Genomic DNA, 25,329 nt, shown 5'->3' on the forward strand with positions numbered 1-25,329 from the left:
GTGTGGCGGGAACCGAGCAGGTCGTCGCGGGCCTCGTCCTGATCGGATCGGGGCTGCTGCTGATCGTGCTCGTGCGCAAGCCGATCGTCGGAGTGCCCCAGACCAGGATCACCGGGTTCCGGACACCGGCCAGGGCCGTCAGCGACGACGCCATCCGCGCGGGTCACCGAGTCTCGGCCGCGCTGCTGAACGCAGGCAGTCTGCTCCTGGTCATGGCGGTGGCGGGGATCCTGCTGCTCGAGCCGGGCGCGTTGTCGGTGACGGTGGCCGTGCTCGGCACCTGCGGCGCCACCGGGTTCATGTTCGTCGGTGCCGTTCGCGGGGAGCGGGAATCCCGGCGTGTGGATCGGGCGAGCGACGAAGCGGTCAGTTGAGCTGCACGTCCCCGGGGTGGGTAGCGAGATAGGCCATCGGCACTCCCTGCCTGCGCAGGACGTGGCCCCACAGGTCGGCCCCCGGCGCGGCGATCACGTCGTCCGGCAGTGCGGGCACGACGTGCCAGTCGCCGCGCTCGAGCTCCCCGGCGAGCTGTTCGGAGTCCCAGCCCGCGTAACCGGCGAAGAACCGCAGACCGCGCGTACGAGGGACGAGCTCGTCCGGATCACCGTCGAGATCGACCAGACCGACCGGGCCGTTGACGGCCACGACACCGCCGACCGCCTCCGGGGACTCCCCGGCGCGCAGCGCGGCGAGACAGATCGCGGTGCGCTGTTCCACCGGGCCGCCGACGAACAGCGACTGCGGGTCGCTGGCGTGCGCTCCCCACTGCGGCAGCACGTCGTGCACCGGAACCTCGCTCGGCCGGTTCAGAACCACACCGAGCGTGCCCTCGTCGCGATGATGAATCACGTACACGACGGTCCGACGGAAGTTGTCGTCGAGCAGTTGGGGAGCCGCGACCAGCAGCGTCCCCGGCTCCACCTCGGCGTCCGATCCCACGACGACATGATCTCACCGCCGTGGCGCGTGCGGGCGCGGCAGGGCCGGACTTCCCGGATTCCGGATCGGCCGACGAAGAACGACTCACCGCTATCATCGATAGATAACACTCACTATTACTATTAGCGCTCGCCAGCGGAAACAGGTTTCCCGCTTTCCCACTGCGTAGGGATCCCGACCACCCGCGGGTTCTCAGCGCCCTCCTCGCGAGGACAGCGATGTCGCCGCGTAGGCCGCTACTCAAAAAAGCGATCCCGCAGCGAGGAGGGCGCTGAGGTTCCGCCACCCAAGCGCCAACGCACATCAGCCCGCGCCTCTCAGTCCACCCCAGGAACATCGAGGCCTCGGTCGCGCGCCCAGCGGTACAACTCGGCCACCGCCTCGTCCCGCTCCATCGGGCCGCGATCCAGCCGGACCTCCTTGAGGTGCTTCCACGCCTCGCCGACGACGGGGCCCGGTTCGACCCCGAGCAGCCGCACGATCTCGTTGCCGTCGAGGTCCGGACGCACCTTCGCCAGGTCCTCCTCGGCCGCGATCCGCGCGATCCGTTCCTCCAGTTCGTCGTAGGCCCGCTGCAGTGCGCGAGCCTTGCGCTTGTTGCGGGTCGTGCAGTCCGCCCGGACGAGTTTGTGCAGCCGCTCCAGCAGGTGCCCCGCGTCGGTGACGTAGCGGCGCACCGCCGAGTCGGTCCAGTTCCCCTCGCCGTAGCCGTGGAAGCGCAGGTGCAGGTACACCAATCCGGAGACGTCGTTGACGACCTCCTTGGAGTACCGCAGCGCGCGCAGCCGCTTGCGGGCCATTTTCGCGCCCACCACTTCGTGATGGTGGAAGCTGACCCCGCCGCCCGGTTCGAACCGGCGCGTCGCAGGCTTGCCGATGTCGTGCAGCAGCGCGGCCAGGCGCAACACCAGGTCCGGCTCGGTCTGCTCGGCCTGTTCCAGGTCGATCGCCTGGTCGAGCACCGTCAGCGAATGCTCGTAGACGTCTTTGTGCTGGTGGTGCTCGTCGATGGCCAGCCGCATGCCAGGCACCTCCGGCAGCACGTGGTCGGCGAGGCCGGTCTCCACCAGCAGTTCCACCCCGCGCCGAGAGTGGGTACCGCACAGCAGCTTGGACAGCTCGGCCTGCACCCGCTCCGGAGTGATCCGGGCCAGCTCGTCGGCCATGTCCCGCATCGCCGCGAGCACCCGGTCGGCCACCGCGAACCCGAGCTGCGCGGCGAACCGCGCGGCACGCAGCATCCGGAGCGGATCGTCGGCGAAGGACTCCTCCGGGGTCGCCGGGGTGTCCAGCCGCCGCGCGAGCAGATCCGGCATGCCGCCGTGCCGGTCGACGAAGCGACGCTGCGGCAGCTCGATCGCCATCGCGTTCACGGTGAAGTCGCGGCGCAGCAGGTCGCCGTCGAGGGTGTCGCCGAACTCGACGTCCGGGTTCCGTGTCACCCGGTCGTAGCTGTCGGCGCGGAACGTGGTGATCTCCACCGTCGTGCCGTGCCGGTACGCACCGAGCGTGCCGAATTCGATCCCGGTGTCCCACACCGTCTCGGCCCAGCCGTCGAGCAGCTCACGCACCCGATCGGGTCGCGCGTCCGTGGTGAAGTCGAGATCCGTGCCGAGCCTGCCGAGCAGGGCGTCGCGCACGCTTCCCCCGACCAGGTAGAGCTGATGCCCGGCCGCGGCGAACCGCTCGGCGAGCTCCTCGGCGAGCGGGGCGAGACGGAGTACCTCGACGACGGCGTTGCGCTGCGCGTCGCGTTCGCGCTCCTCCGGCCGCGACGCCCCGTGTGACGAGGCCGGGAGCTGTGCGGCGGTACCGCCCTGGAGGTCGTCGTGAGCTGAGGGTGACACGAGGAACCAGGGTATCGGCCCAGCGGCGGGGCCCCGACCGCAGCCGGACGCACCGGCGCGCACGTTCCGGCCCGACGCTCGCCCGGCGCACTACCATCGGCGGCATGGCCTCGTCGTCCGGCCGCTCCGGCGGCACCGCACCGGGGCGTCGCCGAAGCCGCCGACGTCGCAGGCTCCGCACGGTCGACGAAACCTCCGCCGGGGGGCTGGTGGTCGACGAGCCTCGAGGCCTCGCTGCCATCATCGGAAGACTCGATCGGCGCGGCACACTGCTGTGGTCGCTGCCGAAGGGGCACATCGAGGCAGGTGAGACCGCCGAAGAGGCCGCGGCCCGCGAGGTCGCCGAGGAGACGGGCATCACCGGCCGTGTCGTCGCCCCACTCGGCATGATCGACTACTGGTTCGTGGCCGACGACCGACGAGTGCACAAGACGGTGCACCACTTCCTGCTGGACGCGGTGGGCGGAGAACTTTCCGACGAGGACCTGGAGGTCACCGAAGTGGCGTGGGTGCCGCTGGGTGAGCTGGACACGACCTTGGCGTACGCCGACGAGCGGCGACTCGTGCGCAAAGCGGTCGCGGCGCGCGACGAGGCCACGCCTCCGTCGGCCGCGCCGGGTTCGGTGGCGACCTCGACCGGGTGCACCGGGACGGAGCCGGGGTGAGGTTCCTGTCGTCCGTCGCCGTCGTGCTGCTGACGTTGGCTCTGTTGCCGCTGACCGCGACCACCGCCGCCGCCCAGCCGGGCGAGAGCCGCGCTCAACTCGAAGTGACCGACATCACTCCCTCGGTAGTCGGTCCGGGCGCGCCCGGCGAGGTCACGATCAGCGGGCGGATCACCAACACCGGCGACCGGACCATCACCGGCCTCGAGGCGCGCGTGCAGCGCGGTGACGCCGTCGACGCCCCCGACGACGTCCAGCGCGCACTCCAAGACGACGTCGCCAGCGCCACGGTGCCGCAGTTCGCGCCCGTCACGGACACGCTCGCGCCCCAGCAGCAGGCCCCGTTCGAGGTGCGGATCCCGCTTGCCGGCGGGCCCAGCAGCCTGCAGATCGATCGCAACGGCGTCTATCCGCTGCTGGTCAACATCAACGGCGAGCCGCAGTACGGCGGCAGGGAACGCATCGCCGAAGGGCGGTTCCTGCTGCCGGTGACCGCCACGCCCGGCAACCCACCGTCGCCGCCCCCGGCCGCGACGCCGACCACCCTGCTGGTCCCGCTCGTCGACCGGCCGCGGATGGAACGGGAGGCGACGCCGGGGCAGCGGACGATCCTCGCCGACGACCAGCTGTCGGAATCGCTGGCTCCCGGCGGGAGACTGTCCGACCTCGTCCAGGCCGTCGGAGAGGAAGCCGGATCCGGCTCACCCCTGGCAGGCGGCCTGTGTTTCGCCGTCGACCCCGATCTGATCGCCACCGCCAGTGCCATGCAGGACGGGTACCAGGTGCGGCAACCCGACGGCTCGTTGCAGGAAGGCATCGGGGCCGGGGCGGCGGAGCTGTGGCTGGGGCAGCTTCGTGAGGTGACACAGGGACGCTGTGTGATCCCGCTGCCCTACGCCGACGCGGACGTCGTCGCGCTCGGGCGCGCCGACCTTCCCGACCTCATCAAGGGCGCGCTCGACGGCGCGGACCTCATCGAGCGGGAACTGAACGTGCAGACGCGGCGCGACGTGCTCTGGCCGATCGACGGCGCACTCGGCGAGCCCGCCGCCTCCGAACTGGGCGACTTCGGGATCGACACACTGCTCACGCAGCCGTCCGCGCTGGGCCTGTCCGCCGAGGAACGGGCACCCGTGTCGGTCGACACCGACAACCCCGAGTACCGGCCCACGGCACAGCCGATCGACCCGCTGCTGACCGCCGCCCTCGACCCGCAGCGCGCCGAGACGGGCACCGCGCCCGCACCCGCGCCCGGGAACGGCCTGCTCACCGCGCAGGACGCGCTCGGTGCCCTCACCGTCCGGGCCCGGACGCAGACCGAGCCGCCCGCCCCGTCGGTACTCGCCCCTCCGCGTCGATGGGACCTCGCCGCAGGGGACCTTCGTGGCCTGCTCGGTGGTCTGCGGCAGCTCACCGAGCAGGGCTTCGTCCGCCCTGCAGGCCTTCCGTCCGGGCCGGACGGGGCCGACGGTGGGTCCGGGTCGGACGAGCAGGCTCCGCCCGAGCAGGACGGGCAGCCCCCCGAAGAAGGCGGGCAGAGTCCCGAACAGGGCGGCGACGGCGACCGAGAGCCGGCCGAACCACCTGGCGAACAGCTGCCGCCTGCTCGGCTGAACTACCCCGTGCTCGCCGGCGCGAACGAGATCCGTCCCGCCCTGCTCCAGGACCTCGCCGCCCTCAACTACAAGGTCGGCGACCTCTTCCGGTCGTCCGAACGGGACCCGGCCATCGACGTCGAGCCAGGCGTGCTCACGACCCCGCTGCGCAACGGGCTGCTGCGTGCCGCGAGCAGCGCCTGGCGCGGCGAGCCGGACGCGGCGCGCACCTGGCTGGACACCGGCGAGTCGACCCTCGACGGGGTGCTCGCCGGTGTCCAGGTCGACGAGTTCAGCGGCAAGGTCACCCTCGCCGCATCGAACAGCCCGATTCCGCTCACGGTGACAAACAGGCTGCCGGTCACCGTGTTCGTCGAGTTGAAGGTGGCCCGCAATCCGGGCCTCGAGGTGCAGGACCTCGGCGTGCTCGCGATCCCCGCGCAGGGTTCGCGGCAGTTCTGGCCGGAGACGGAGACGAGCCGGGTCGGAGAGTTCCGGGTCGACGTCTCGGTGCAGACCCCGAGCGGGACCCAGCTCGGATCCACGCGCCGGTTGCAGCTGGAGTCGAACGCCTACGGGCCGTTCACGATCGTGCTCACCGCGGGTGCGGGACTGCTGCTCGTCGCACTCGCCGGACGCCGGATCGTGCGCCGCGTCCGCAACGGCAGGAACACCGCCGAGGACGGTGCCGGCTCAGCGGCCCCCTCGTCCGGGTCCGCGTCCGACACACCGGGGCGGAGCGAAAACCCCGGCGGCACCGAGCAGGCGCGCGATCCTGACGGGAAGGCGCCCGCCTGGAACGCGGAGTCTCGCGGTGCGGTGGGTGCGTGGCCCGGGGACCCACACCACCGGCAGTGAGCGGCACGCGGACTGACATCCTGTCTCCGCGTCGCACACACGGGTGATGTGCACAGGGGTGACGCGGGAGCGAAGGACTGAGTTGGTGAACCGAGACAGGCAGGCGGGACCGGTCGATCGGCCGGGAGAGTTCCCGACCGAACCCCTCGGGCGTGCGGTGCCCGCGGGGGCGGCCGAACTCACCCAGCCGATCGCCGTCGGGGACACCTCGGGGCCGCCGCCCGACCCGGACGCCGAGCAGACTCAGGTGATCCCGAAGCCCTCCGCCGGTTCGCGCGGCCCGTCGCTGCTCAAGGCCAGCAGCACGATGGCGATCGCGACGCTGATCAGTCGGGTCACCGGCTTCGGCTGGAAGTTCGTCCTCGCCATGATCATCGGGTTCGGGGTCGCCAACGACTCGTTCACCGTCGCCAACACGCTGCCGAACAGCATCTTCGAGCTGCTGCTCGGCGGCGTCCTCACCAGCGTCGTCGTCCCGGTCCTGGTGAGCGCGGCGAAGTCCGATCCCGACGGCGGCGAGGCGTACGTGCAGCGCCTGCTCAGCATCGCCGCGATCATCCTCGGCGCGGGCACGGTGCTCTCGCTGTTCGCCGCGCCGCTGCTGACCGCGATCTTCGTGACCCCGGGCGACAGCTCCAATCAGCCGCTGGTCACGGCGTTCGCCTACCTGCTGCTGCCGCAGATCCTGTTCTACGGCGCCAGCGCGCTGTTCTCGGCGATCCTGCAGTCCAAGCAGGTCTTCGGCCCACCGGTGTGGGCGCCGGTGATGAACAATCTCGTGGTGCTCGCCACGCTCGGCGTCTACGCGCTGATCCCGGGCGAGCTCACCCTCGACCCGGTGCGGATGAGCGACCCGCACCTGCTGACGCTCGGCATCGGCGTGACCGTCGGTGTGCTCGTGCAGGCCGCGTACCAGATCCCCGCACTGCGCAAGACCGGATTTCGGTTCCAGTGGCGGCTCGAATGGGACAGCAGGCTCTCCGAGTTCGGTGCGCTGACCGCATGGATGCTCGGCTACGTGGCGATCAGCATGGTCGGCCTCGCCGTGCTCACCCGCGTCGGCACCGGCGCAGCGGGCGGCGCGTGGTCGATCTACACCTACGCCTGGATGCTGCTGCAGTTGCCGTACGGCGTGATCGGGTTCTCGGTGATGACCGCGATCCTGCCTCGGATGAGCGCCGCCGCTGCCGACCGGGACTACCCGAAGCTGATCGAGGACCTCTCGCTGGGCAATCGGCTGAGCACCGTGGCGCTGTTGCCGATCGCGGCCGTGATGACCGCGCTCGGCGTGCCGCTCGCCCTGGCGTTGTTCTCCCTCGGTGCGGCGTCCAGTCGCGCCGAGGACCTCGGTTTCGCGATCGCGGTCTCCGCGTTCGGGGTGCTGCCGTACGCGATCACGATGATGCAGATGCGCGCGTTCAACGCGATGAAGGACGCGCGGACCCCCACCATGATCATGTTGATCATGACCGTGGTGAAGATCGCGCTCGCGATCGCGGTGCCGCTGGTCCTGCCCGCCGAGGACGTGGTCTACGGGCTCACCGTGGTCAACTCGTTCGGGTTCGTGATCGGCTGGCTCGTCGGGGAGGTCTGGCTGCGCCACCGGCTCGGGCCGCTGGGCAGCAGGCGATTGCTCGCCACACTCGGAAAAACCACGCTCGCGTCCGTGATCGGCGGACTCGTGGCGTGGGGCGTCGCGTACGGCGTCGACGGTGCGATCGCGGGCGACGCGGGGCTCGGAACCGGGTGGCTGCAGCTGATCGCTGGCGGCCTGATCGGTCTCGCCGTGATCTTCGGGCTGATGCACGTCCTGCGGGTGGCCGAATTGCAACCCGCGTTCGGGCGGCTCGCGACTGCGTTGCGTCGTCGCTGACGGTCGCGTCACGTACTCTCGACACGGAAGTCTCCTTGCGTGGAAGGGTGGCTGCCGTGCCGCCGACGGGACCGGAAGGAGCGGGAGAGGGAAGGTGAGCAGCAAACCGACCGAGCAGGCGCCATCGAACCGGGACGGCTCCGGCACCTCCGAGTCGACGCACTCGGGCGCTGGGGAGAAGGAGCTCGTCCCGGGAGCCGTGCTCGATCACGGAAGGTACCGGCTGCTGTCGCACGTCGGTTCGGACGTCCGCTGCGACGCGGAGTTGTGGCGCGCCAAGGACGGCGTTCTCGGCCGCGACGTCGCGCTGACGATCCTGCTCGGTGATCGGTCCGACTCCGGCGCCGCCGCCCGTGCGCGCCGGACCCTCGAACGCGCGATGCACGCGAGCACCTTCAACCACGTCGGCGTCGCCAGGGTGCTCGACGTCGTGACACCCGCGCCCGAAGATCCCGGTGGCTTCCTCGGTGCGGTGATCGCCGAATGGACGCACGGCACCGACCTCGTCGATCTCGTCGCCGAAGGTCCGCTACCTCCGGGCACTGCGGCGCGGTTGACGCAGCCGCTGGCGGCTGCGGTCGAGGCAGCCCACCACGCCGGCCTCGTGCTCGGAGCCGATCATCCGCAGCGGATCCGGGTGACCAACGAGGGCGAGATCCGGATGGCGTTCCCCGGACCACTGTCGTCGGCGTCCTCCAGCGACGACGTGCGCGGTCTCGGCGCGGTGCTGTACCTGCTGCTCACCGGCCGCTGGTCGTTGGCCGACGGGCCGGAAGGCGTGCCGACGGCGCCGCAGGGCCCCGACGGAACGATCGTCGCTCCGCGCACGCTGCGCCCGACGGTGCCGATGGAGCTGTCGACGGTCGCCGTCCGCGCGCTCGGCAGCCCGGACCAGTCCGGCACCACCGGCGGTGTCCGCACCGGGGCGGCGGTGCTTCGGGTCCTCGAACAACACGCCTCCCACGAAGCGTCGACCAGCGTCATGCAGGCGGTTCCCGCCAGTGGCGGCGAGCCGCGCGACAACGAGGTGTGGCGCACCGAGGACCCCAAACCGGACAAGACCACCCGCAAGAAGTTGTTCATCAGCGTGGGCGTGCTCGGCGCGGCGACGCTGCTCGTGGTCGGCTGGGTCACCGCGGGCGTGATCGGGATCTTCGCAGGCCCTGCCAGCAGTTCCGGCCCGTCGGTGGTCGTGCACGAGGACGGGGACAACCACGGCAACCCGGGGCAGGGTGCGCAACCACCGCCACCGCCGCCGGAACCGGTCGGCGCCTCCGAGGCGACCGCGTTCAACCCGTACGGCGAGCCCGACAGCCCGTCCCGCGCCCCGAACCTCATCGATGGTGACCCGGCGACGTACTGGACGACCTTCGACTATTTCCAGCAGCTCGGCCCCGGCGGGATCGCCGAGGGCACCGGCGTGGTGCTGAGCCTCGAGCAGGCGTCGAACCTGCGCGAGGTCGTGGTCGACTCGGCGACGCCAGGGGTGCGGGTCGAGATCCGCTCCACGAACAGCAGTTCCCCGGACATCGAGGCCAGTCCCGTGATCGGTTCCGCCGATCTCACCGAGGGCGAGAACGTCATCCCGATCCAGCCGAGCGAGCCCACCGACCACATCGTCGTGTGGGTCACCCAGCTGAACGAGACCGGGGGCAACTTCCGCGCCACGCTCAACGAAGTCACCGTGCTGGGCACCGCTGCCTGACACCGCCACACGGCTTGGTCACTGAGCACTCTTCACAAGAGCTTCGTCTGTCTTGTCAGCGGCGCAGCCGCTGAGCAGCCACCACGCACGCAGCCGGACCACCCGCGGGTTCTCAACCACCCGACCCACCGAGCACATCTTCAGGGAGAGGAGTTCTGGGTTCCGGCGGCGATCAGTAGAGTGCTCATCCGTGTCTGCCTCCGTCAGTTCGGACGCCGATCTCATCGCGGCGCACGCCAATGGGGACCCGCACGCGTTCTCGGAGCTCTTCCGTCGACACCGGGACCGGTTGTGGGCGGTGGCGCTACGCACCATGCGGGACCACGACGAAGCGGCCGACGCGTTGCAGGACGCCATGATCTCGGCCTTCCGCAATGCGAGTTCGTTCCGTGCCGAGTCCCGGGTCACGACCTGGCTGCACCGCATCGTCGTGAACGCCTGTCTCGACCGAATCCGGCGAAGGCAGGCGCGACCGACGGTGCCGTTACCCGAGGACGGGCCCGGTGAGCCCGCGACGCCCAGGGACCTCATGGCCGAGCGCGACACTCGGATGGCGATCCAGGACGCGCTGGCCGAACTCCCCGAGGACCAGCGCACGGCCATCGTGCTCGTCGACGTCCAGGGTTACTCGGTGGTCGAGGCGGCGGCGCTGATCGGGGTCGCGGGCGGCACCGTGAAGAGCCGTTGCGCGCGCGGCCGGTTGAAGCTCGCGAAACTTCTGGGGCACCTACGGAACCCGAGTGCGGATGCGAACGTCCCAGATGACGCGATGGCCGAGCATCGACGGGAGGGACGATGAGTGGCGACGAACGGCGTGCGGACCCGCCGCCGGTAGGGCCGCCGTGGACCCCCGAGGTACTGGCGGATTTCCACGCCGGCGCGTTGGACGCCGACACGACGGACAGGATCCGGCCGCTCGTCCTCGCCGACCCCGAAGCCCGCGAGGTGCTCGCGGCACTCGACGCGGCCGATGCCGAGCTGGGCGAGTTCGGCGAACTGACCCGCGACGGCGGGGCAGCCGACACCAGGGCAGCGGGCGACGTGGCGCAGATGGGAATCCCCACAGACGTGGCCGCACGGCTCGACGAGGCACTCGAGCACGAACTGCACTCCCGGGCTCAGTACCAGGCTTCGGTCACCGAGCTGCCCACGCGTCCCGCCCCGGCGCAACCGGTCCGGCAACCCGACGGGCACGGCGCGCGGCCGGTCGACCTCGCTTCCCGCCGTCGTCGTCGTGCTGGATGGACCGCGGCACTGGCCACCGCCGCCGCTGCCGTACTCGGGGTCGCGATCCTCGGTCCGATGCTCACCGGCGGTGACGACACGTCCCAGCAGGCGGGTGAGGCACCTCCGCCGAGCGGCTCCCCGTCCGGTCCGCCACCGCTGGCGTTGCAGGGTGGCGAGGCGAGGTTGACGCCCGGCCAGTTCTCCGAGGTCATGCGCTCGGACCAGCTCGGGGCGCTCACCGAACCCGAGCGACTGCTCGGCTGTCTACAGGCCAACGGCGTCGACAGCGGAACACCGATCGGTGCGCGCAGCGTCACACTCGACGGCACGCCCGCGCAGCTGTTGATCCTGCCCGCCGGCGCGATCGGACAGTTCCGCCTGCTCACCGTCGGGGTCGACTGCGGACCGGGCAATCCGGCCACGATCTCGGACACCACGTTCGGCAGCTGAGACGCCGCGCACCCCCTTCCGGCAGGAGTTCCGGCCCGACACCAGCACGACCACTCGCCTGGTGGCAGGCCTCACCGCACGGCATGCGGGGTCACTCACGAACGGCCGTACCGAGGCGGGAACAGACCCGCATAGGATCGTGTTGAGCGGGGTGTAGACAGCGCACACCCACGCTCGGGGCATACACCAGCCCGAGGGCAGCCCCGAGTGGCGATGTGCGACGACCCCGCACTCTTCGGTGCACGGACTATGGAAGGGGCGCGGTGAGCAGCGACGTCCGAAACGTGATCATCGTGGGCTCCGGTCCCGCCGGCTACACCGCAGCGGTGTACGCGGCACGGGCCGAGCTCGAACCGCTCGTCTTCGAAGGGACCCAGTTCGGCGGCGCCCTGATGACGACGACCGACGTGGAGAACTACCCGGGCTTCCGCGAGGGCGTCATGGGCCCCGACCTGATGGAGCAGATGCGCTCCCAGGCGGACCGATTCGGTGCCGAGCTGCGGGCCGAGGACGTCGAGGAGATTCAACTCGACGGCGACGTCAAGCTCGTTCGCGCCAACGGAACCGAGTACCGCGCGAAGGCCGTCATCCTCGCGATGGGAGCCGCCGCCCGCTACGTCGGAGTTCCCGGCGAGGAACGACTGCTCGGCCGCGGTGTGTCGGCGTGCGCGACCTGCGACGGGTTCTTCTTCCGCGACCAGGACATCGCGGTCGTCGGCGGCGGTGACTCGGCGATGGAGGAGGCCACCTTCCTCACCCGCTTCGCCAAGTCGGTGACGATCATCCACCGTCGTGAGGAGTTCCGCGCATCCAAGATCATGCTCGAGCGCGCTCGCGCCAACGACAAGATCAAGTGGCAGCTGAACTCCACGGTCACCGAGGTGCTCGGTGACGGCACGGTGTCGTCGCTGCGGCTCGAGGACACGGTCACCGGCGAGGAGTCCGAGCTGCCGGTGGCGGGCATGTTCGTCGCCATCGGCCACGACCCGCGCAGCGAAACCGTCAAGGGTCAGGTCGAACTCGACGACGAGGGCTACGTGCTCGTGCAGCAGCCGACCACGCACACCGGCGTTCCCGGCGTGTTCGCCGCGGGTGACCTCGTCGACAAGACCTACCGTCAGGCCGTCACCGCCGCCGGTTCCGGTTGCGCGGCGGCGATCGACGCCGAACGGTGGCTCGCCGAGCAGGAGTCCACCGGGGTCGCCGAGGTCGCGGCCGAGCACGTGGGCGGCGGGTACGGACCGGCCGCCACCGCGGCGGCACACTGACCACCGCGTCAGTCACGCCGCAACGAGCACGACGGCGGCACCGACCGACAGCGACACACAGCGCCCGTCAACCACAGGGCCACCGAGAGGGAGATGACATGGCAGGCAACACCGAGACCGTCGACGCCGACTCGTTCGAGGCGAAGGTCCTCAACAGCGACAAGCCCGTCCTGGTGGACTTCTGGGCGACCTGGTGCGGTCCGTGCAAGATGGTCGCGCCGGTGCTCGAGGAGATCGCGGGCGAGCACGGTGACAAGCTCTCCGTCGTCAAGCTCGACATCGACCAGAACCCGAGCATCATGCGGGACTACCAGGTCATGTCGGTTCCGACGCTGCTGCTGTTCAACAAGGGCGAGGCGGTCAAGCAGATCGTCGGCGCCAAGCCGAAGGCGGCGCTGCTCAGCGACCTCGACGAGTACCTCTGAGCGTGCATTTGAACTGTCTTTTGTGCCCGTAGGGCACGGTCATACGTGCCCAGCCGGGGCACGGTGAGGGGTTCCGGCGTTTGGAGTTCGTGCCTCGCAAGGCAGGGGTTCTCGCCGCGTACACCTGGTACTCAAGAGGACCCCAACGCCGCGAGGGGCGAACTGGGGCGGCGGTACCGGACCACCCACCCAGGTTCCACAACGCCCTCTGAGCAAGGGCTTCCCCGCGCGGCGGTCACGGTGCGCGTCCGGGCGTGCCCCGGCGTGTGAGCAGTGACTCCGTATCGGCGGTACCGGCTAACGCGGCCCCGCCGTCCTGTCGATGAAGACAGTGACGGCGGGGCCGTCGGCCTGAGAGGGCATCCGGGTACTTGGGGAGGTGGTCCGGTACCGCCGCCCACGTTCCACAATGCGCTCTGAGTAGCAGTCGATCCCGCCTCCGGTGACCCGCACCGCTGCTGATCCGTGAGGTGTCGGTGACGCGGTGTGGGCGGTCCGCGTGGCCCTTGGCGAAAGGTCGTCGGGCGCAAGGCACAATGAGCAGCGCGGCGTGCCGGATTCCACGCGTTTCCGGCAGGTGGCGCACGAACCGGGGGAGACCGAACATCCTTCGCGCCGGTCCACCGGCGCCCGAGCCGAGCGAGGAGTGCATGCAGCAACTCCACCGGGGTGACATGGGTCCGGCCGTCGCCGAGATCAAGAACACTCTGGCTGCGCTGGGTCTCCTGCCCGCAGCCAACGGCCGTCCGGGTCCCGCCACGTTCGACCGGGCCGTGGAGCACGCGGTCCGGGTCTTCCAGCAGCAACGCGGCCTCATCACCGACGGCGTGGTCGGTTCCGCGACCTACCGAGCGCTGACCGACGCACGGTGGAGGCTCGGCGACCGCTCGCTGACGTACCTGGTCACCCGGCCCGTCAGCGGCGACGACGTGTTCGCGCTGCAGGAGCGGCTGCTGGAACTGGGCTACGACGCCGGTCGCCCGGACGGCATCTTCGGTCGTCAGACCGAGCACGCGCTGCGCAGCTTCCAGCGCGACTACGGGCTCAACGCCGACGGCATCTGCGGGCCGGCGACGCTGCGGGCGCTCAAGCAGCTCGCACCGAAGGTCCGCGGCGGACGACCCGTCTACCTGCGGGAGCAGGAGAAGGTCCGCAACGCCGGTCCTCGACTGCGCGGGAAACGCATCGTGATCGACCCCGGCCACGGGGGTACCGATCGCGGCATCGTCGTCGGCGGGGTCTCCGAGGCCGACCTGGCGTGGGACTTCGCGCGCCGCCTCGAAGGCCGGATGGTCGCCACCGGCATGGAGGCGCTGATCTCGCGCGGCCCGAACGCCTGCCCGCACGAGATCGACCGGGCGAACTTCGCCAACGAGGCCGGCGCCGACCTGTTCCTGTCCCTGCACATGGACGCGAACACCGCCCCCGGTGCGCAAGGGCTGGCGAGCTTTCACTTCGGCACCGGCAACGGCACGACCTCGACCGTCGGGGAAGCGCTCGCGGGTTTCCTGCAACGCGAGATCGTGGCCCGCACGGGCCTGCGGGACTGCCGCACGCACCCGAAGACCTGGGAGGTCCTGCGGTTGACGCGGATGCCCGCGGTGCGCCTCGAACTGGGCTACCTGACGAATCCGGACGACCGCGGGCGACTGCTCGACCCCGCGTTCCGGGACGTCATCGCCGAGGCGTTGCTGGTTGGGGTGAAGCGGCTGTACCTGCTCGGCAAGGACGATCAGCCGACCGGCACGTTCACCTTCGACGACCTGCTGCGCCACGAGCTCGCCCGCGCCGAGGGTGCCTGAGAAGGCATTGTGGAACTGAGGTCGGTGGTCCGGTACCGCCGTCCCGGAGCCCCCCCCCACCCTGTCGAGGCCGGTCACGTATGACCGTGCCCTACGGGCACAACCGCCAGTTCCTCAATGCACCTGAGCGGGACTCGCCCACCGAGGGCTGCGTGCTTGACCGGCCTCGCACGGTCGTCGACGATCACGACGACCGTGCGCCGAGCGAAACCGGGGACACCATGGCCTTGCCGAAGGTGGCGTTGGAAGAGCACTTCCTCGACCCGGCGAGTGCGCAGCGCATCCTGGACGACCCCGACGAGCTGGCGCGGGTCTCCGCAGGTGGCGGCGTGATGCCCGAGTACTACGAGCCGATCATGCACCGGCTCGCGGAATTCGACGGCGACCGGCTCGCCACCATGGACGCGCACGGCGTCGAACGCGCGATCCTGTCCCTCACCGCACCCGGCGTGCAGGTCCTCACCGACACCGACGCCGCCGTGAGCACCGCCCGGTCGCTGAACGACCTGCTCGCCGACCAGGTCCGGCGTCGTCCCGACCGGTTCTCCGGCTTCGCCGCCGTGCCCCTCCAGGATCCGGCCGCCGCCGCGAGCGAACTGCGCCGTTGCGTCCGCGACCTCGGCTTCGTCGGCGTCATGGTCAACGGCTACACCAACGACACCGCTCCCGGCACCGGGCGCTACTACGACGAACCCGGCTTCGAGGTGTTCTGGAAGGAAGCCACCGAGCTCGGCGTCCCGGTGTATCTGCATCCGCGCCCGCCACTGCCGTCCTCGAGCGCGAACCTGCACGGTCACCCCGAGCTGGTCGGCGCGACCTGGGGATTCGGGACGGAGACGGCGACCCACGCGCTCCGGTTGATCTTCTCCGGCCTGTTCGACAGGCACCCCGAGCTGCAACTCGTCCTCGGCCATCTCGGCGAGGGGTTGCCGGCGCAACTCTGGCGCACCCAGTACTGCTTCGACCTCAACCCGTTCGACAAACGACCCCGGAAGACGCTGGCCGAGTACTTCGCCGACAACATCCACGTCACCACCAGCGGCCACTTCTCCGATCAGGCGCTGATCAGCGCGCTGCTGACGGTGGGCGCGGACCGCATCCTGTTCTCCGTCGACTACCCGTACGCGGAGACCGACCGGGCGACGGCCTGGATCGAGAACGCCCCGATCAGTGAGAGCGACCGCCGCAAGATCGCTCACGGCAACGCACGCCGGTTGCTCCGGCTCCCGGACGCGGCCTGAGAGTGAATGTGGGAACCGGCAGGACCGGACCACCCAAGTGCCTGAATGCGCACTGCGCTCTGAGCCGCCTTCTCAGCGGCCGAACGTCGGCTCCGCCGTCTGCACCGAGACTGTGCTCAGCAGGCGCTCCAAGGCGGCCTCGACGTCTTCCTTCCAGGAGATCGCGGTGCGCAGCTCCAGCCGCATCCGGGGCCACTCGGGGTGCTCGCGCACCGTCTTGAACCCGACCTGTGCCAGGAACCCGGCGGGAACGACACAACCGTCACCGGACTCCTGACGGTCGGCGAACGCCTCCACCGCCTTCACCCCGCGCCGGGTGAGGTCCTTGGCCACGTTCTGGACCAGCACGCGCCCCAGGCCGGCGGCCTCGAAATCGCTCTGGATCCGCAGGCCGGTGAGCAGCACGGCGTCCGCGCTGACCGGGGCCGTCGGGAACGAGGCAGCGCGCGGCACGGCCGCGGGCGGCGCGTACAGCGCATACCCGGCGGGGACACCGTCCACGTACAGGATTCGGCCGCACGAGCCCCAGTCGAGCAGCACGCTCGAGACCCAGGCTTCCTTCTCCAGCTCGGTCTGGCCGAACTCCTCCGCTTGCTCCCGGATGTGCGGTGCGAGCTCCCAGTACACGCACTGGCGGCACTTGCGCGGCATCTCGTCGAGGTTGTCCAGCGTGACGCCGACGACGCGTCGCGACACCTGACCTCCTCGGCACACGGGCGGGGCCCGCGCGGATCGGCGGGTCGACTCAGGGTATGTCCACCGACCGCCGTACCGAAAGCACACCGCTCCGGTGGAGCCGCCTCGGACGGGTGAGATGGCTTACCGTTCCGCCCTACCGCGTGAGGCGCCGCGTGACACGGGCGGAGCGAGCAGCGATACCACCGATAGACTCGGTCGACCGCCGTACGGCGGTTCGTCCGCTCGTGCCGGCGCACCCTCGAACACTTCGGAGCGCGATATGTCCGACCACGGAAGTCAAGAGGTCGAGAACACCCACGAGCGCGTCCTGGACGCGCACCTCGACCGCTACGCCCAGCGCACCGCCGGGATGACGGCTTCCGAGGTTCGAGCGCTCTTCGCCGTGGCCAACCGCCCCGAGGTCGTGTCCCTCGCGGGCGGCATGCCCAACCTCGCCGCCCTCCCGCTGGACTCGCTCGCCGACGAGATCTCCCGCCTCATCGTCGAGGAGGGACAGCAGGCGCTGCAGTACGGGTCCGCCCACGGGGTACCTCGGCTGCGTGAGCAGATCTGCGAGGTCATGCAGCTGGAAGGCATCTCGGCGCACGCGGACGACGTCATGGTCACTGTCGGTTCCCAGATGGCTCTGGACATGGTGACCCGGATCTTCTGCGACCCCGGTGACGTCGTGCTGGCCGAGGGGCCGTCGTACGTGGGTGCGCTCGGTTCGTTCTCCGCCTACCAGGCCGAGGTCGTGCACGTCGCGATGGACGACGAGGGGCTCAACCCGGACGGGCTGCGCGAGGCGATCTCGAAGGTCCGCTCCGCGGGAAAGAACATCAAGTTCCTCTACACCATCCCGAACTTCCACAACCCGGCAGGCATCACGCTCGCCGTGCACCGCCGCGCCGAGATCCTGGAGATCTGCCGTCACCACGGCATCCTGGTGCTGGAGGACAACCCGTACGGCCTGCTCGGCTTCGACGGGCAGACCTACCCGGCACTGCGCAGCCAGGACCCGGACAACGTCGTGTACCTCGGTTCGTTCTCGAAGGTCTTCGCCTCCGGGCTGCGTGTCGGCTGGGTGCTCGCCCCGCACGCCGTGCGCGAGAAGCTGGTCCTGGCCGCCGAGTCGGCCACGTTGTGCCCGCCCACGCTGAACCAGATGATCGTGTCTCGCTACCTGGAGACCCACGACTGGAAAGGGCAGATCAAGACCTACCAGGAGCAGTACCGCCAGCGCCGGGACGCGATGCTCGGCGCGCTGGAGCAGCACATGCCCCCGGGGTGCGACTGGACCCGGCCGGACGGCGGCTTCATGGTCTGGATGACCGCGCCGGAAGGGGTGGACACCAAGGCGATGCTTCCCCGCGCGGTGACCCAGCGCGTGGCCTACGCCTCCGGCACCGGCTTCTACGCCGACGGCCTCGGCAGCAGGCAGATGCGCCTGTCCTTCTGCTATCCCACACCGGAACGGATCCAGGAGGGTGTGCGGCGGCTCGCGAACACGATCACCGACGAACTGGACCTCGTCCGCACGTTCGGCTCCGTGCCGCAACGCCCGGTGTCCGGACCGGACGCTCCGTCGGTCGACACGGCGTAACCCGATGCCTCACTGATCTCGTGGCGCCGTAACCTTCCTTCACTGCACCAATTCGCCCACCGTCCACTATGGTTTTCGGAATTACCACAGTGGACCACGATCTTCAGAGGAGTTCTGAGACGTGACCGATCGCTGGGTCGCCGTTCTGTCCGGTGGCCTCTCCCACGAACGCGACGTGTCCCTGCGCTCGGGCAGGCGCCTGTCGGCCGCGCTCCGGTCGGTCGGTGTCACCGTCGCCGAGTGGGACGCCGATGCCCAACTGCTCGACCGTCTCCACGGCGACCGACCGGATGCCGTCGTCGTCGCCCTGCACGGTGGTGAGGGCGAGAACGGTGCCGTGCAGTCGGTGCTGGAGATGCTCGACGTCCCCTATGTCGGCACCGACTCCCGAGCCTGCAGGCGAGCGTGGGACAAGCCGACGGCGAAAGCCGAGATGGTGCGCGCCGGTCTGCACACTCCGGACTGGGTGGTGTTGCCGCACGCGACGTTCCGGGAGCTCGGTGCCCAAGCGGTACTCGACGCGCTCGTGGCGAAGCTCGGTCTGCCCCTGATGCTCAAGCCGGACCAGGGCGGCTCCGCGCTCGGCGCCCGCGTGGTGCGCGACGCGTCGGAACTGCCGTCGGCGATGGTCGGTGCACTGTCGTACGGCGACACCGTCCTCGTCGAGCAATACATCGAGGGCACGGAGGTCGCGGTCGGTGTGGTCGACGGGCCGGACGGGCCGGAGGCACTCCCCGCGGTCCAGATCAAGGCCGACAACGGCATCTACGACTACACCGCCCGCTACACGGCCGGACTCACGACCTTCCACGCCCCCGCCGACCTCTCCGCCGCCACCGCCAAGACGGCGGGGGACTTGGCGCTCGCCGCGCACCAGTCGCTGGGGCTCCGGGACGTCTCCCGGACGGACGCGATCATCGACGCGAACGGCGTCCCGCACTTCCTCGAAGTGAATGTGTCACCCGGCCTCACCGAGACCTCACTGCTGCCGATGGCGGTCGAGGCAGCCGACCGGTCGCTCGGCGAAGTCTTCGCGACAATGATCGAACGTTCCCTCGTTCGCTGACCCGGAGACGACAACGGCCCCTGTTTCACGTGAAACAGGGGCCGTCACCGTGACGAAACGTCCCGGTGTCATTGATCGTCTAGTTCACGCACCTCGGAAGCCCCGTCGGGCAACATCATCTCGGCGAGACGCTCCAGATCATCGACCGATCCGAACTCGACGACGATCCGTCCCTTCCGGCGCCCCAACTCGACCTTGACCCGGGTGTCCATCCGATCGGAGAGACGTTCGGCCAACCCCTGCAAGCCCGGCGCCTCCATCTGCTTTCGGGGAGCGGGTTTCTGCTTCGCGGGTGCATCGCTCTTCTTCAGCGTCACCGCTTCTTCCGTCGCTCGGACGGACAGACCCTCTGCCACGATCCGCGTCGCGAGCTCTTCTTGATCGTTCGGATCTTCCACCGACATGAGCGCCCGAGCATGCCCCGCCGAGAGAATCCCGGCCGCGACCCGCCGCTGCACGGGGAGAGGGAGCCGCAGCAACCGGATGGTGTTCGTGATGACCGGACGACTCCGGCCGATCCGGTCCGCGAGCTCGTCATGTGTCACGTCGAACTCCTCGAGCAACTGCGCGTACGCCGCCGCCTCTTCCAGCGGGTTGAGCTGCACCCGATGGATGTTCTCCAGCAACGCGTCCCGGAGCAGGTCGTCGTCCTGCGTCTGACGCACGATCGCCGGAATGGTCTCCAGGCCGGCCCGCTGCGACGCTCGCCAGCGCCGCTCACCCATGATGAGTTCGAACTGGTCGTCCCCGAGGTCGCGCACGACGATCGGTTGCAGCAGACCGAATTCGCGAATCGAGTGCTCCAGCTCGGCGAGTGCTTCCTCGTCGAACACCGTGCGCGGCTGCCGTGGGTTCGGTGTGATCGCCTCGAGGTCGACCTCCCGGTACACCGCGCCCGCGACGCCGTCGGCGGTTTCACGTGAAACATCGCCGTTCTGCCCGGGCGTCCCGATCGGGGCAGGAGGAACTGATGTCGTGAATCCCGGCCCGCGCACGGTCACGGACTCCATCGGCTCACCCGACGACCCCGGTGGGGGGCCGCTCGGAATCAACGCGGCGAGACCCCGTCCCAAACCACCCCGACGCTCGGTCATGCCGACTTCCTCTCCGCGCCGCGTTCGGCGATCTCTTTCGCCGCATCCAGGTAACTCATCGAACCCCGCGACCCCGGGTCGTAGGTCAACACCGTCTGGCCGAATCCCGGCGCCTCCGAGATCTTCACACTCCGGGGAATCACCGTCCGCAGCGCCAGGTCACCGAAGTGTCCGCGAACCTCACTCGTCACCTGATCCGCGAGCTTGGTCCGCCCGTCGTACATCGTGAGCAGGATCGTGGACACCCACAGCGCGGGGTTGAGGTGTGCCTGCACGAGCTCGATGTTGTTGAGCAGCTGGCCCAGCCCTTCCAGCGCGTAGTACTCGCACTGGATCGGGATCAGCACCTCGTGTGCGGCGACCATCGCGTTCACTGTGAGCAGCCCGAGCGAGGGCGGGCAGTCCACGAAGATGTAGTCCGGGGCCAACCTCTCGACCGCTTCCGAATTGAGCGCCTCCTTGAGGCGCCCCTCGCGGGCGACCATGCTGACGAGCTCGATCTCCGAGCCTGCGAGGTCGATCGTCGCCGGCACACAGTAGAGATTGCTCGCCTGACTACTCGGCGCGGCGGCATCGGCGACAGTGATCTCACCGAGCAGGACCTCGTACACGGACGGCACGTGGGATCGGTGGTCCACACCGAGCGCGGTGCTCGCGTTCCCCTGCGGGTCGAGGTCGATCACGAGAACCGTGAGACCTTGGAGCGCGAGGCCCGCGGCGAGGTTCACCGTGCTCGTGGTCTTGCCGACACCGCCTTTCTGGTTGGCGACGGTGATGATGCGCCGCCGGGTGGGGCGGGGAAGTTGATTCTCGGGGTGCAGCACGCGGGTGGCCCGTTCCGCTTCCTCCATGATCGGCGTCCAACCGATATCCGGACTCGCCGGGGCTGACGCACCCTCGCCACCGGAGGCTGCCGTCGACGGGAACCGCAGGCTCCCCGAGGCGCGCCCCCTTGTTTCACGTGAAACACGACCGTTTCCGTCCGACTCCGAATTCACCGTCCGCGATCCTTCCTGGTTCGACGCGCACCTGCGCGACGCCGACCGGTGGCGGCACGGACCTGCGCTGTCCGCTCCACCACCACGACGGTCGTCGGTACCTCAAGTTTTCCTTCGCCGCAGACGACGATCTCCGTGTGATCGCCCCCGGCGGCACGAATCGACTCGGCATCCCGTTCGAGCTCGTCGGCCGCGCTGGAGCCCTTCAACGCGAGCAACGTGCCACCCGGACGCAGCAGGGGCAGGCACCAACGCGCGAGCCGCTCCATCGGCGCAACGGCACGAGCCGTCACCACGTCGTGGTTCGCCAACCGGTCGCGCACCGGGCCCTCCTCGGCACGTCCGCGCACCACGTCCACTGTGAGCGCGAGTTCGGTGATGACTTCTTCCAACCACGTCACCCGTCGCGCCATCGGCTCGAGCAGGGTGAGGTGTACATCGGGGCGAGCGATGGCCAACGGGATGCCCGGCAAGCCCGCCCCAGAGCCTACGTCCACCACGCGGCAATTCGGTGTCAGCAACTCCGCAAAGATGGCGGAGTTCAACACATGGCGTTCCCACAACCGCCCGATCTCACGGGGACCGATGAGTCCGCGCCGCAGTCCCTCCTCGGTCAGCAGCTCGGTGAAGCACTCGGCGAGCGCCACCCGGTCCCCGAAGACCTCCGCCGCCAGTTCTGGGGTTCGCTCCACTCCGGTCTCCCTCAACCCACACTCGATCTCGCTTGTTTCACGTGAAACACCGCTCCGCCGAACCGGAGCACCGCCCAGCTTGCCGGATGCCCGACCGCCGCCTGACACGAACCCACGATTCAATCCTCGATCCGACCGGAGGATGTCGACAAAACGACATTTGGTGGTTTCACGTGAAACAGGCGCAGACACACGTGTGCCCCACGGCCGCGACGACCGTGGGGCACACGAGGAACGGAGCCTCAGCTCGCCTTGAAGACGACGACCTTCCGGTTGGGTTCTTCGCCCTCGCTCTCGCTCTGGACGCCGTCGACCGACGCCACAGCGTCGTGCACGATCTTGCGCTCGAACGGCGTCATCGGACGCAGTCGCGTCTTCTCGCCGTTGTCCAGGACTTCCTTGGCGGTGGACGTACCCAGATCACTGAGCTCCTTACGCCGCCCGGCGCGCCAGCCGCCGACGTCCAACATGAGCCTGCTGCGCACGCCGGTGTCCTGCTGGACGGCCAGTCGGGTCAGCTCCTGCAACGCCTCCAGGACCTGACCGCGCGAGCCGACCAGGTTCTCCAGGTCGCTACCGCCGTCGATGCTCACCACGGCACGGCCGGCCTCCACGTCGAGATCGATGTCTCCGTCGTAGTCGAGCAGGTCCAGCAGACGCTCGAGGTAGTCGCCCGCGACGTCGCCTTCCTGTACCAGCAAGGTCTCGGTCTTGCTTTGCGACTGCTCGTCCGCCTGGTCCTCGGTCGTCGCGTCGACCTCGGTGTCCTGGGCCGGGTCCTGCACGGTTTCAGACACGCGGCGTCTCCTCTCCACGGGTTCGCGACCGGGTCACCGGGCAGTTCCCGGATCGTCGGTGTCGCGGGAACGGTCTTCGGTGATCCCGGGCACCTGGCCGGGCTGTTCGGTGGCGGCCTCGCGACCGCTCGTCGATGCGACCGCTTCGGTCGCCGGGGCAGTCGCGACCTCGATCTCCGGTGCAGCATGCGACCCGGAGGCGGCGCTGTCCAGGGCGGCGGGGGCCTGCGGTTCGGCTGCCTTCGCCGCGGCCTCCTCGCGGTCGATCTTGTTGTAGACGATGCGCTGCTGACCGAGCGTCCACAGGTTGTTCGCCAGCCAGTAGATGAGGATCGCCAACGGCAGGAACGGCCCACCGACGAGGGCGAACGCGGGGAAGGCCCACAGCATCAGCTTGTTCATCATCGCCGCCTGCGGCGTGCTCGCCGACGCCGTCTGTCGCTGGATCGAGTGGCGCGCCGTGAAGTGCGTGGCGATCGCGGCCGCGATCATGAGCGGCACACCGACCGCGAACATCGACGGGCGGTCGGTGCCGAAGGAGGCGAGCACCTCGGCCGGGCGGCTCATCGCCGTCGACAACGTCGCACCGAACAGGTCGGCCTCCACGAAGGACGACACACCGGCGGCATCGAAGACGAAGTTCTGCTCCGCACCTGGACGGAACCCGTTGAGCACCTGGAACAGACCGATGAACACCGGGATCTGCACGAGGATCGGCAGGCAGCCGCTGAGCGGGTTGAAACCCTGTTCCGCCTGCAGCTTCTGCATTTCCTGGGCAAACTTCTGCTGGTCGTCGCCGTGCTTGTCCTTCAGTTCCTGAATCTGCGGAGCGAACTCCTGCATCTTCTTCATGGACCGGACCTGGTGCACGAACGGCTTGAACAGCAGCGCTCGCAACGTGATCACGAGGAAGACCACCGACAGCGCCCACGCGATGCCGCTGGTCGGATCCAGCACGAACCCGAACACCTGGTGCCAGACCCAGAGGATCGCCGACACCGGGTAGTTGATGAAGTCGAGCACGCGAAGTTACTCCTCGCCGTCACGGGGGTGGACTCGGTCGACCGTTGAAGATCGATGGCGCCGGGGCGGGACCGGGTCCAGGCCACCAGGGTGCCAGGGACCACACTTGCCGAGCCGCCGCAGGGTCAGCCACGAGCCCCGGAACGCGCCGTGCACGGTCAACGCCTCGACGGCGTACTCGCTGCAACTCGGGTAGAACCGGCAGCTCGGCGGAAGAATCGGGGACAGCACCCACCGGTACGCGTGCACTGGGACAAGCAGCACCCAGGCGAGCGGACCCGGTCGCGGAGGTGGGTCCTCGCGCGCGTCACGGGTCACGTCGTCGGGTGCGTCCTGCGTCATCACTGGTGGTCCGTCGTGTGCTGCTCCTCGGTGCTGTCGAGCGCGCGCAGCTTGGTCAGCGCCGACATCAGGTCCGCTCCCAGCTCCCGGCTGGACGCCTGCGCCGCGGACGGCAGCGCGCGGACCACTACCAGTGTGCCACCGGGTAACCGGGGGGCCAGGTCGCGAAACAGATGCCGCAGCCGCCTGCTCACGCGGTGCCGCACGACGGCCACCCCGACGGATTTGCTCACGACAAAACCCACCCGGGGCGGTGTACTCCCGCCCCGGGTGGGCCAACCGTCGTGTGCTGCCGGTGCGGAGCACTCCGGTGCCTGCGGTCGCAGGAGATGGACGACCAGGCGTGACCGGCCTGCTCGGCGGCCGCGGCGAACGGTCAGACCGAAGTCGGCGCTCCTGGTGAGCCTGTTGGCCGCGGACAGCACGCCGGCGACGCTCAGGCAGTCAGCTTGTTGCGGCCCCGCCTGCGGCGGGCCGCGACGATGGCGCGCCCGGCACGGGTCCGCATCCGCAGCCGAAACCCGTGGGTCTTGGCCCGCTTACGATTGTTCGGCTGGAAGGTGCGCTTGCTCACGGTCGGGTCTCCTGGTTACTTCAGGCGCAAGATGGCCGTGTCGGTCAGTTCGTCCCCCAGCACGTCACCGTGTCGCGAATGCGCGCGTGAACTCGCCCGCGCTGGTGGCGGGGGACCGTACGAGAGTACGCACCGCCTCGGCCCACCGCGAATTCGGGGTCGGCTACGACTCCCGGGGCGCGCGAATCGAGGGCTGTGGTCGAGAACGGGGCGCCGACTGTTCCCGCCGCTTCCCCAGACCAGCAGCCGACGAGGTGGGTTCCGCCACGAAACGACCGACGTAGATCAACCCGCGCGAACTCTACGCCGTTCGGGGCGTACCCGAACCCGTGCAGTGGGCGTTGCTCCGATCTCCTTGTCCCCGGCGCCGGGGGTTGTTAGCGTCGCCGTCTGCGATCGAGAAACTGGCGGTGTGGGAGTCGTCGATTTCTCCGACCGCAGTCCCACACGTTCCGGAGAGGTGGAGTACCGGAGCGCGCGGGCCCCACGGGGGGTCACGACGGTGCTTTGTCGTACCTTCGTACACAGCTGTGGACAACTCTGTGGACACCTGTATCACCCGCCGCT

Annotated in this window: 24 protein-coding genes; 13 read left to right on the forward strand and 11 right to left on the reverse strand. The window is 69.6% G+C overall.

The window, feature by feature from the left end:
- Positions 1-2: 2 nt before the first annotated feature.
- Entirely contained in the window at positions 3-374 is a 372-nt protein-coding gene (locus tag GIY23_RS22430; RefSeq protein WP_154078458.1) for an SdpI family protein, read from the forward strand.
- On the opposite strand, the gene GIY23_RS22435 is transcribed toward GIY23_RS22430, so the two are convergent.
- On the reverse strand, positions 367-939 hold the full coding sequence (locus GIY23_RS22435; RefSeq protein ID WP_154078459.1) for a YqgE/AlgH family protein: 573 nt from the start codon (positions 937-939) through the stop codon (positions 367-369). The genes GIY23_RS22430 and GIY23_RS22435 overlap by 8 nt on opposite strands.
- A 317-nt stretch (positions 940-1,256) precedes the next feature.
- Positions 1,257-2,786 (reverse strand): CCA tRNA nucleotidyltransferase, encoded by a 1,530-nt coding sequence (locus GIY23_RS22440; protein ID WP_154078460.1) that lies wholly within the window; start codon positions 2,784-2,786, stop codon positions 1,257-1,259.
- A gap of 104 nt (positions 2,787-2,890) precedes the next feature.
- On the opposite strand from GIY23_RS22440, the gene GIY23_RS22445 reads away from it, so the two are divergent.
- The 10 genes from GIY23_RS22445 to GIY23_RS22490 all read left to right on the forward strand — a co-directional run bounded on the left by GIY23_RS22445 (position 2,891) and on the right by GIY23_RS22490 (position 15,895).
- A complete protein-coding gene (locus GIY23_RS22445; RefSeq protein ID WP_154078461.1) occupies positions 2,891-3,451 on the forward strand; it encodes an NUDIX domain-containing protein in 561 nt (186 codons plus the stop codon).
- Positions 3,448-5,904 carry a DUF6049 family protein gene (locus GIY23_RS22450; protein WP_154078462.1) on the forward strand — a complete coding sequence of 819 codons (2,457 nt, stop codon included), beginning with the start codon at positions 3,448-3,450 and terminating at the stop codon, positions 5,902-5,904. Before GIY23_RS22445 ends, GIY23_RS22450 begins: the two co-directional genes overlap by 4 nt.
- A gap of 85 nt (positions 5,905-5,989) precedes the next feature.
- On the forward strand, positions 5,990-7,777 hold the full coding sequence (gene murJ, locus GIY23_RS22455; RefSeq protein WP_228717455.1) for a murein biosynthesis integral membrane protein MurJ: 1,788 nt from the start codon (positions 5,990-5,992) through the stop codon (positions 7,775-7,777).
- Positions 7,778-7,871: 94 nt separating this feature from the next.
- Positions 7,872-9,482: a protein kinase family protein gene (locus GIY23_RS22460; protein WP_154078464.1), complete on the forward strand. Its 1,611-nt coding sequence runs from the start codon at positions 7,872-7,874 to the stop codon at positions 9,480-9,482.
- 190 nt (positions 9,483-9,672) lie between these two features.
- On the forward strand, positions 9,673-10,281 hold the full coding sequence (gene sigM, locus GIY23_RS22465; RefSeq protein ID WP_154078465.1) for an RNA polymerase sigma factor SigM: 609 nt from the start codon (positions 9,673-9,675) through the stop codon (positions 10,279-10,281).
- On the forward strand, positions 10,278-11,159 hold the full coding sequence (locus GIY23_RS22470; protein WP_154078466.1) for a hypothetical protein: 882 nt from the start codon (positions 10,278-10,280) through the stop codon (positions 11,157-11,159). Before sigM ends, GIY23_RS22470 begins: the two co-directional genes overlap by 4 nt.
- A gap of 263 nt (positions 11,160-11,422) precedes the next feature.
- On the forward strand, positions 11,423-12,427 hold the full coding sequence (trxB, locus tag GIY23_RS22475; protein WP_154078467.1) for a thioredoxin-disulfide reductase: 1,005 nt from the start codon (positions 11,423-11,425) through the stop codon (positions 12,425-12,427).
- A gap of 98 nt (positions 12,428-12,525) precedes the next feature.
- A complete protein-coding gene (gene trxA / locus GIY23_RS22480; RefSeq protein ID WP_154078468.1) occupies positions 12,526-12,852 on the forward strand; it encodes a thioredoxin in 327 nt (108 codons plus the stop codon).
- Between the two features lie 650 nt (positions 12,853-13,502).
- The gene (locus GIY23_RS22485; protein ID WP_154078469.1) at positions 13,503-14,654 is read left to right on the forward strand and encodes an N-acetylmuramoyl-L-alanine amidase; all 1,152 of its coding nucleotides are present in this window, start codon (positions 13,503-13,505) and stop codon (positions 14,652-14,654) included.
- 80 nt (positions 14,655-14,734) lie between these two features.
- Positions 14,735-15,895 carry an amidohydrolase family protein gene (locus GIY23_RS22490; protein ID WP_154078470.1) on the forward strand — a complete coding sequence of 387 codons (1,161 nt, stop codon included), beginning with the start codon at positions 14,735-14,737 and terminating at the stop codon, positions 15,893-15,895.
- Positions 15,896-15,967: 72 nt separating this feature from the next.
- On the opposite strand, the gene GIY23_RS22495 is transcribed toward GIY23_RS22490, so the two are convergent.
- A complete protein-coding gene (locus tag GIY23_RS22495) occupies positions 15,968-16,591 on the reverse strand; it encodes a GNAT family N-acetyltransferase (protein WP_154078471.1) in 624 nt (207 codons plus the stop codon).
- A gap of 262 nt (positions 16,592-16,853) precedes the next feature.
- On the opposite strand from GIY23_RS22495, the gene GIY23_RS22500 reads away from it, so the two are divergent.
- Both GIY23_RS22500 and GIY23_RS22505 read left to right on the forward strand, forming a co-directional pair.
- Positions 16,854-18,176: an aminotransferase-like domain-containing protein gene (locus GIY23_RS22500; RefSeq protein ID WP_154078472.1), complete on the forward strand. Its 1,323-nt coding sequence runs from the start codon at positions 16,854-16,856 to the stop codon at positions 18,174-18,176.
- A gap of 121 nt (positions 18,177-18,297) precedes the next feature.
- Positions 18,298-19,242, forward strand: a complete 945-nt coding sequence (locus tag GIY23_RS22505) for a D-alanine--D-alanine ligase family protein (protein WP_154078473.1) — start codon at positions 18,298-18,300, stop codon at positions 19,240-19,242.
- Between the two features lie 68 nt (positions 19,243-19,310).
- Here GIY23_RS22505 and GIY23_RS22510 read toward each other — a convergent pair whose 3' ends face one another.
- The 8 genes from GIY23_RS22510 to rpmH all read right to left on the reverse strand — a co-directional run bounded on the left by GIY23_RS22510 (position 19,311) and on the right by rpmH (position 24,762).
- A complete protein-coding gene (locus GIY23_RS22510; RefSeq protein WP_154078474.1) occupies positions 19,311-20,336 on the reverse strand; it encodes a ParB/RepB/Spo0J family partition protein in 1,026 nt (341 codons plus the stop codon).
- Positions 20,333-21,187 carry a ParA family protein gene (locus tag GIY23_RS22515; protein WP_154078475.1) on the reverse strand — a complete coding sequence of 285 codons (855 nt, stop codon included), beginning with the start codon at positions 21,185-21,187 and terminating at the stop codon, positions 20,333-20,335. Before GIY23_RS22515 ends, GIY23_RS22510 begins: the two co-directional genes overlap by 4 nt.
- Positions 21,188-21,330: 143 nt before the next feature.
- Complete coding sequence (gene rsmG / locus GIY23_RS22520) at positions 21,331-22,026, reverse strand: 16S rRNA (guanine(527)-N(7))-methyltransferase RsmG (protein WP_154078476.1); 696 nt, start codon at positions 22,024-22,026, stop codon at positions 21,331-21,333.
- A 242-nt stretch (positions 22,027-22,268) separates the two neighbouring features.
- Positions 22,269-22,823, reverse strand: coding sequence for a Jag family protein (locus tag GIY23_RS22525; RefSeq protein WP_154078477.1), 555 nt, complete (start codon positions 22,821-22,823; stop codon positions 22,269-22,271).
- 33 nt (positions 22,824-22,856) lie between these two features.
- The gene (yidC, locus tag GIY23_RS22530) at positions 22,857-23,846 is read right to left on the reverse strand and encodes a membrane protein insertase YidC (RefSeq protein ID WP_154078478.1); all 990 of its coding nucleotides are present in this window, start codon (positions 23,844-23,846) and stop codon (positions 22,857-22,859) included.
- Between the two features lie 6 nt (positions 23,847-23,852).
- A complete protein-coding gene (gene yidD / locus GIY23_RS22535; protein ID WP_154078479.1) occupies positions 23,853-24,188 on the reverse strand; it encodes a membrane protein insertion efficiency factor YidD in 336 nt (111 codons plus the stop codon).
- Positions 24,188-24,613, reverse strand: a complete 426-nt coding sequence (gene rnpA / locus GIY23_RS22540; protein WP_154078480.1) for a ribonuclease P protein component — start codon at positions 24,611-24,613, stop codon at positions 24,188-24,190. The genes yidD and rnpA overlap by 1 nt, the downstream gene beginning before the upstream one ends.
- An 11-nt stretch (positions 24,614-24,624) precedes the next feature.
- Positions 24,625-24,762: a 50S ribosomal protein L34 gene (rpmH, locus tag GIY23_RS22545; protein ID WP_154078481.1), complete on the reverse strand. Its 138-nt coding sequence runs from the start codon at positions 24,760-24,762 to the stop codon at positions 24,625-24,627.
- Positions 24,763-25,329: the final 567 nt, after the last annotated feature.

Source organism: Allosaccharopolyspora coralli, from assembly GCF_009664835.1.
GTDB classification, from domain to species: domain Bacteria; phylum Actinomycetota; class Actinomycetes; order Mycobacteriales; family Pseudonocardiaceae; genus Allosaccharopolyspora; species Allosaccharopolyspora coralli.

What these genes read in the sequence shown, in the direction of transcription:
- GIY23_RS22445 (WP_154078461.1), top strand. Translation starts at nt 2,891, where the DNA reads ATGGCCTCGTCGTCCGGCCGCTCCGGCGGCACCGCACCGGGGCGTCGC.
- GIY23_RS22470 (WP_154078466.1), top strand. Translation starts at nt 10,278, where the DNA reads ATGAGTGGCGACGAACGGCGTGCGGACCCGCCGCCGGTAGGGCCGCCG.
- trxA (WP_154078468.1), top strand. Translation starts at nt 12,526, where the DNA reads ATGGCAGGCAACACCGAGACCGTCGACGCCGACTCGTTCGAGGCGAAG.
- GIY23_RS22485 (WP_154078469.1), top strand. Translation starts at nt 13,503, where the DNA reads ATGCAGCAACTCCACCGGGGTGACATGGGTCCGGCCGTCGCCGAGATC.
- GIY23_RS22490 (WP_154078470.1), top strand. Translation starts at nt 14,735, where the DNA reads ATGACCGTGCCCTACGGGCACAACCGCCAGTTCCTCAATGCACCTGAG.
- GIY23_RS22500 (WP_154078472.1), top strand. Translation starts at nt 16,854, where the DNA reads ATGTCCGACCACGGAAGTCAAGAGGTCGAGAACACCCACGAGCGCGTC.
- GIY23_RS22510 (WP_154078474.1), bottom strand. Translation starts at nt 20,336, where the DNA reads ATGACCGAGCGTCGGGGTGGTTTGGGACGGGGTCTCGCCGCGTTGATT.
- GIY23_RS22515 (WP_154078475.1), bottom strand. Translation starts at nt 21,187, where the DNA reads ATGGAGGAAGCGGAACGGGCCACCCGCGTGCTGCACCCCGAGAATCAA.
- yidD (WP_154078479.1), bottom strand. Translation starts at nt 24,188, where the DNA reads ATGACGCAGGACGCACCCGACGACGTGACCCGTGACGCGCGCGAGGAC.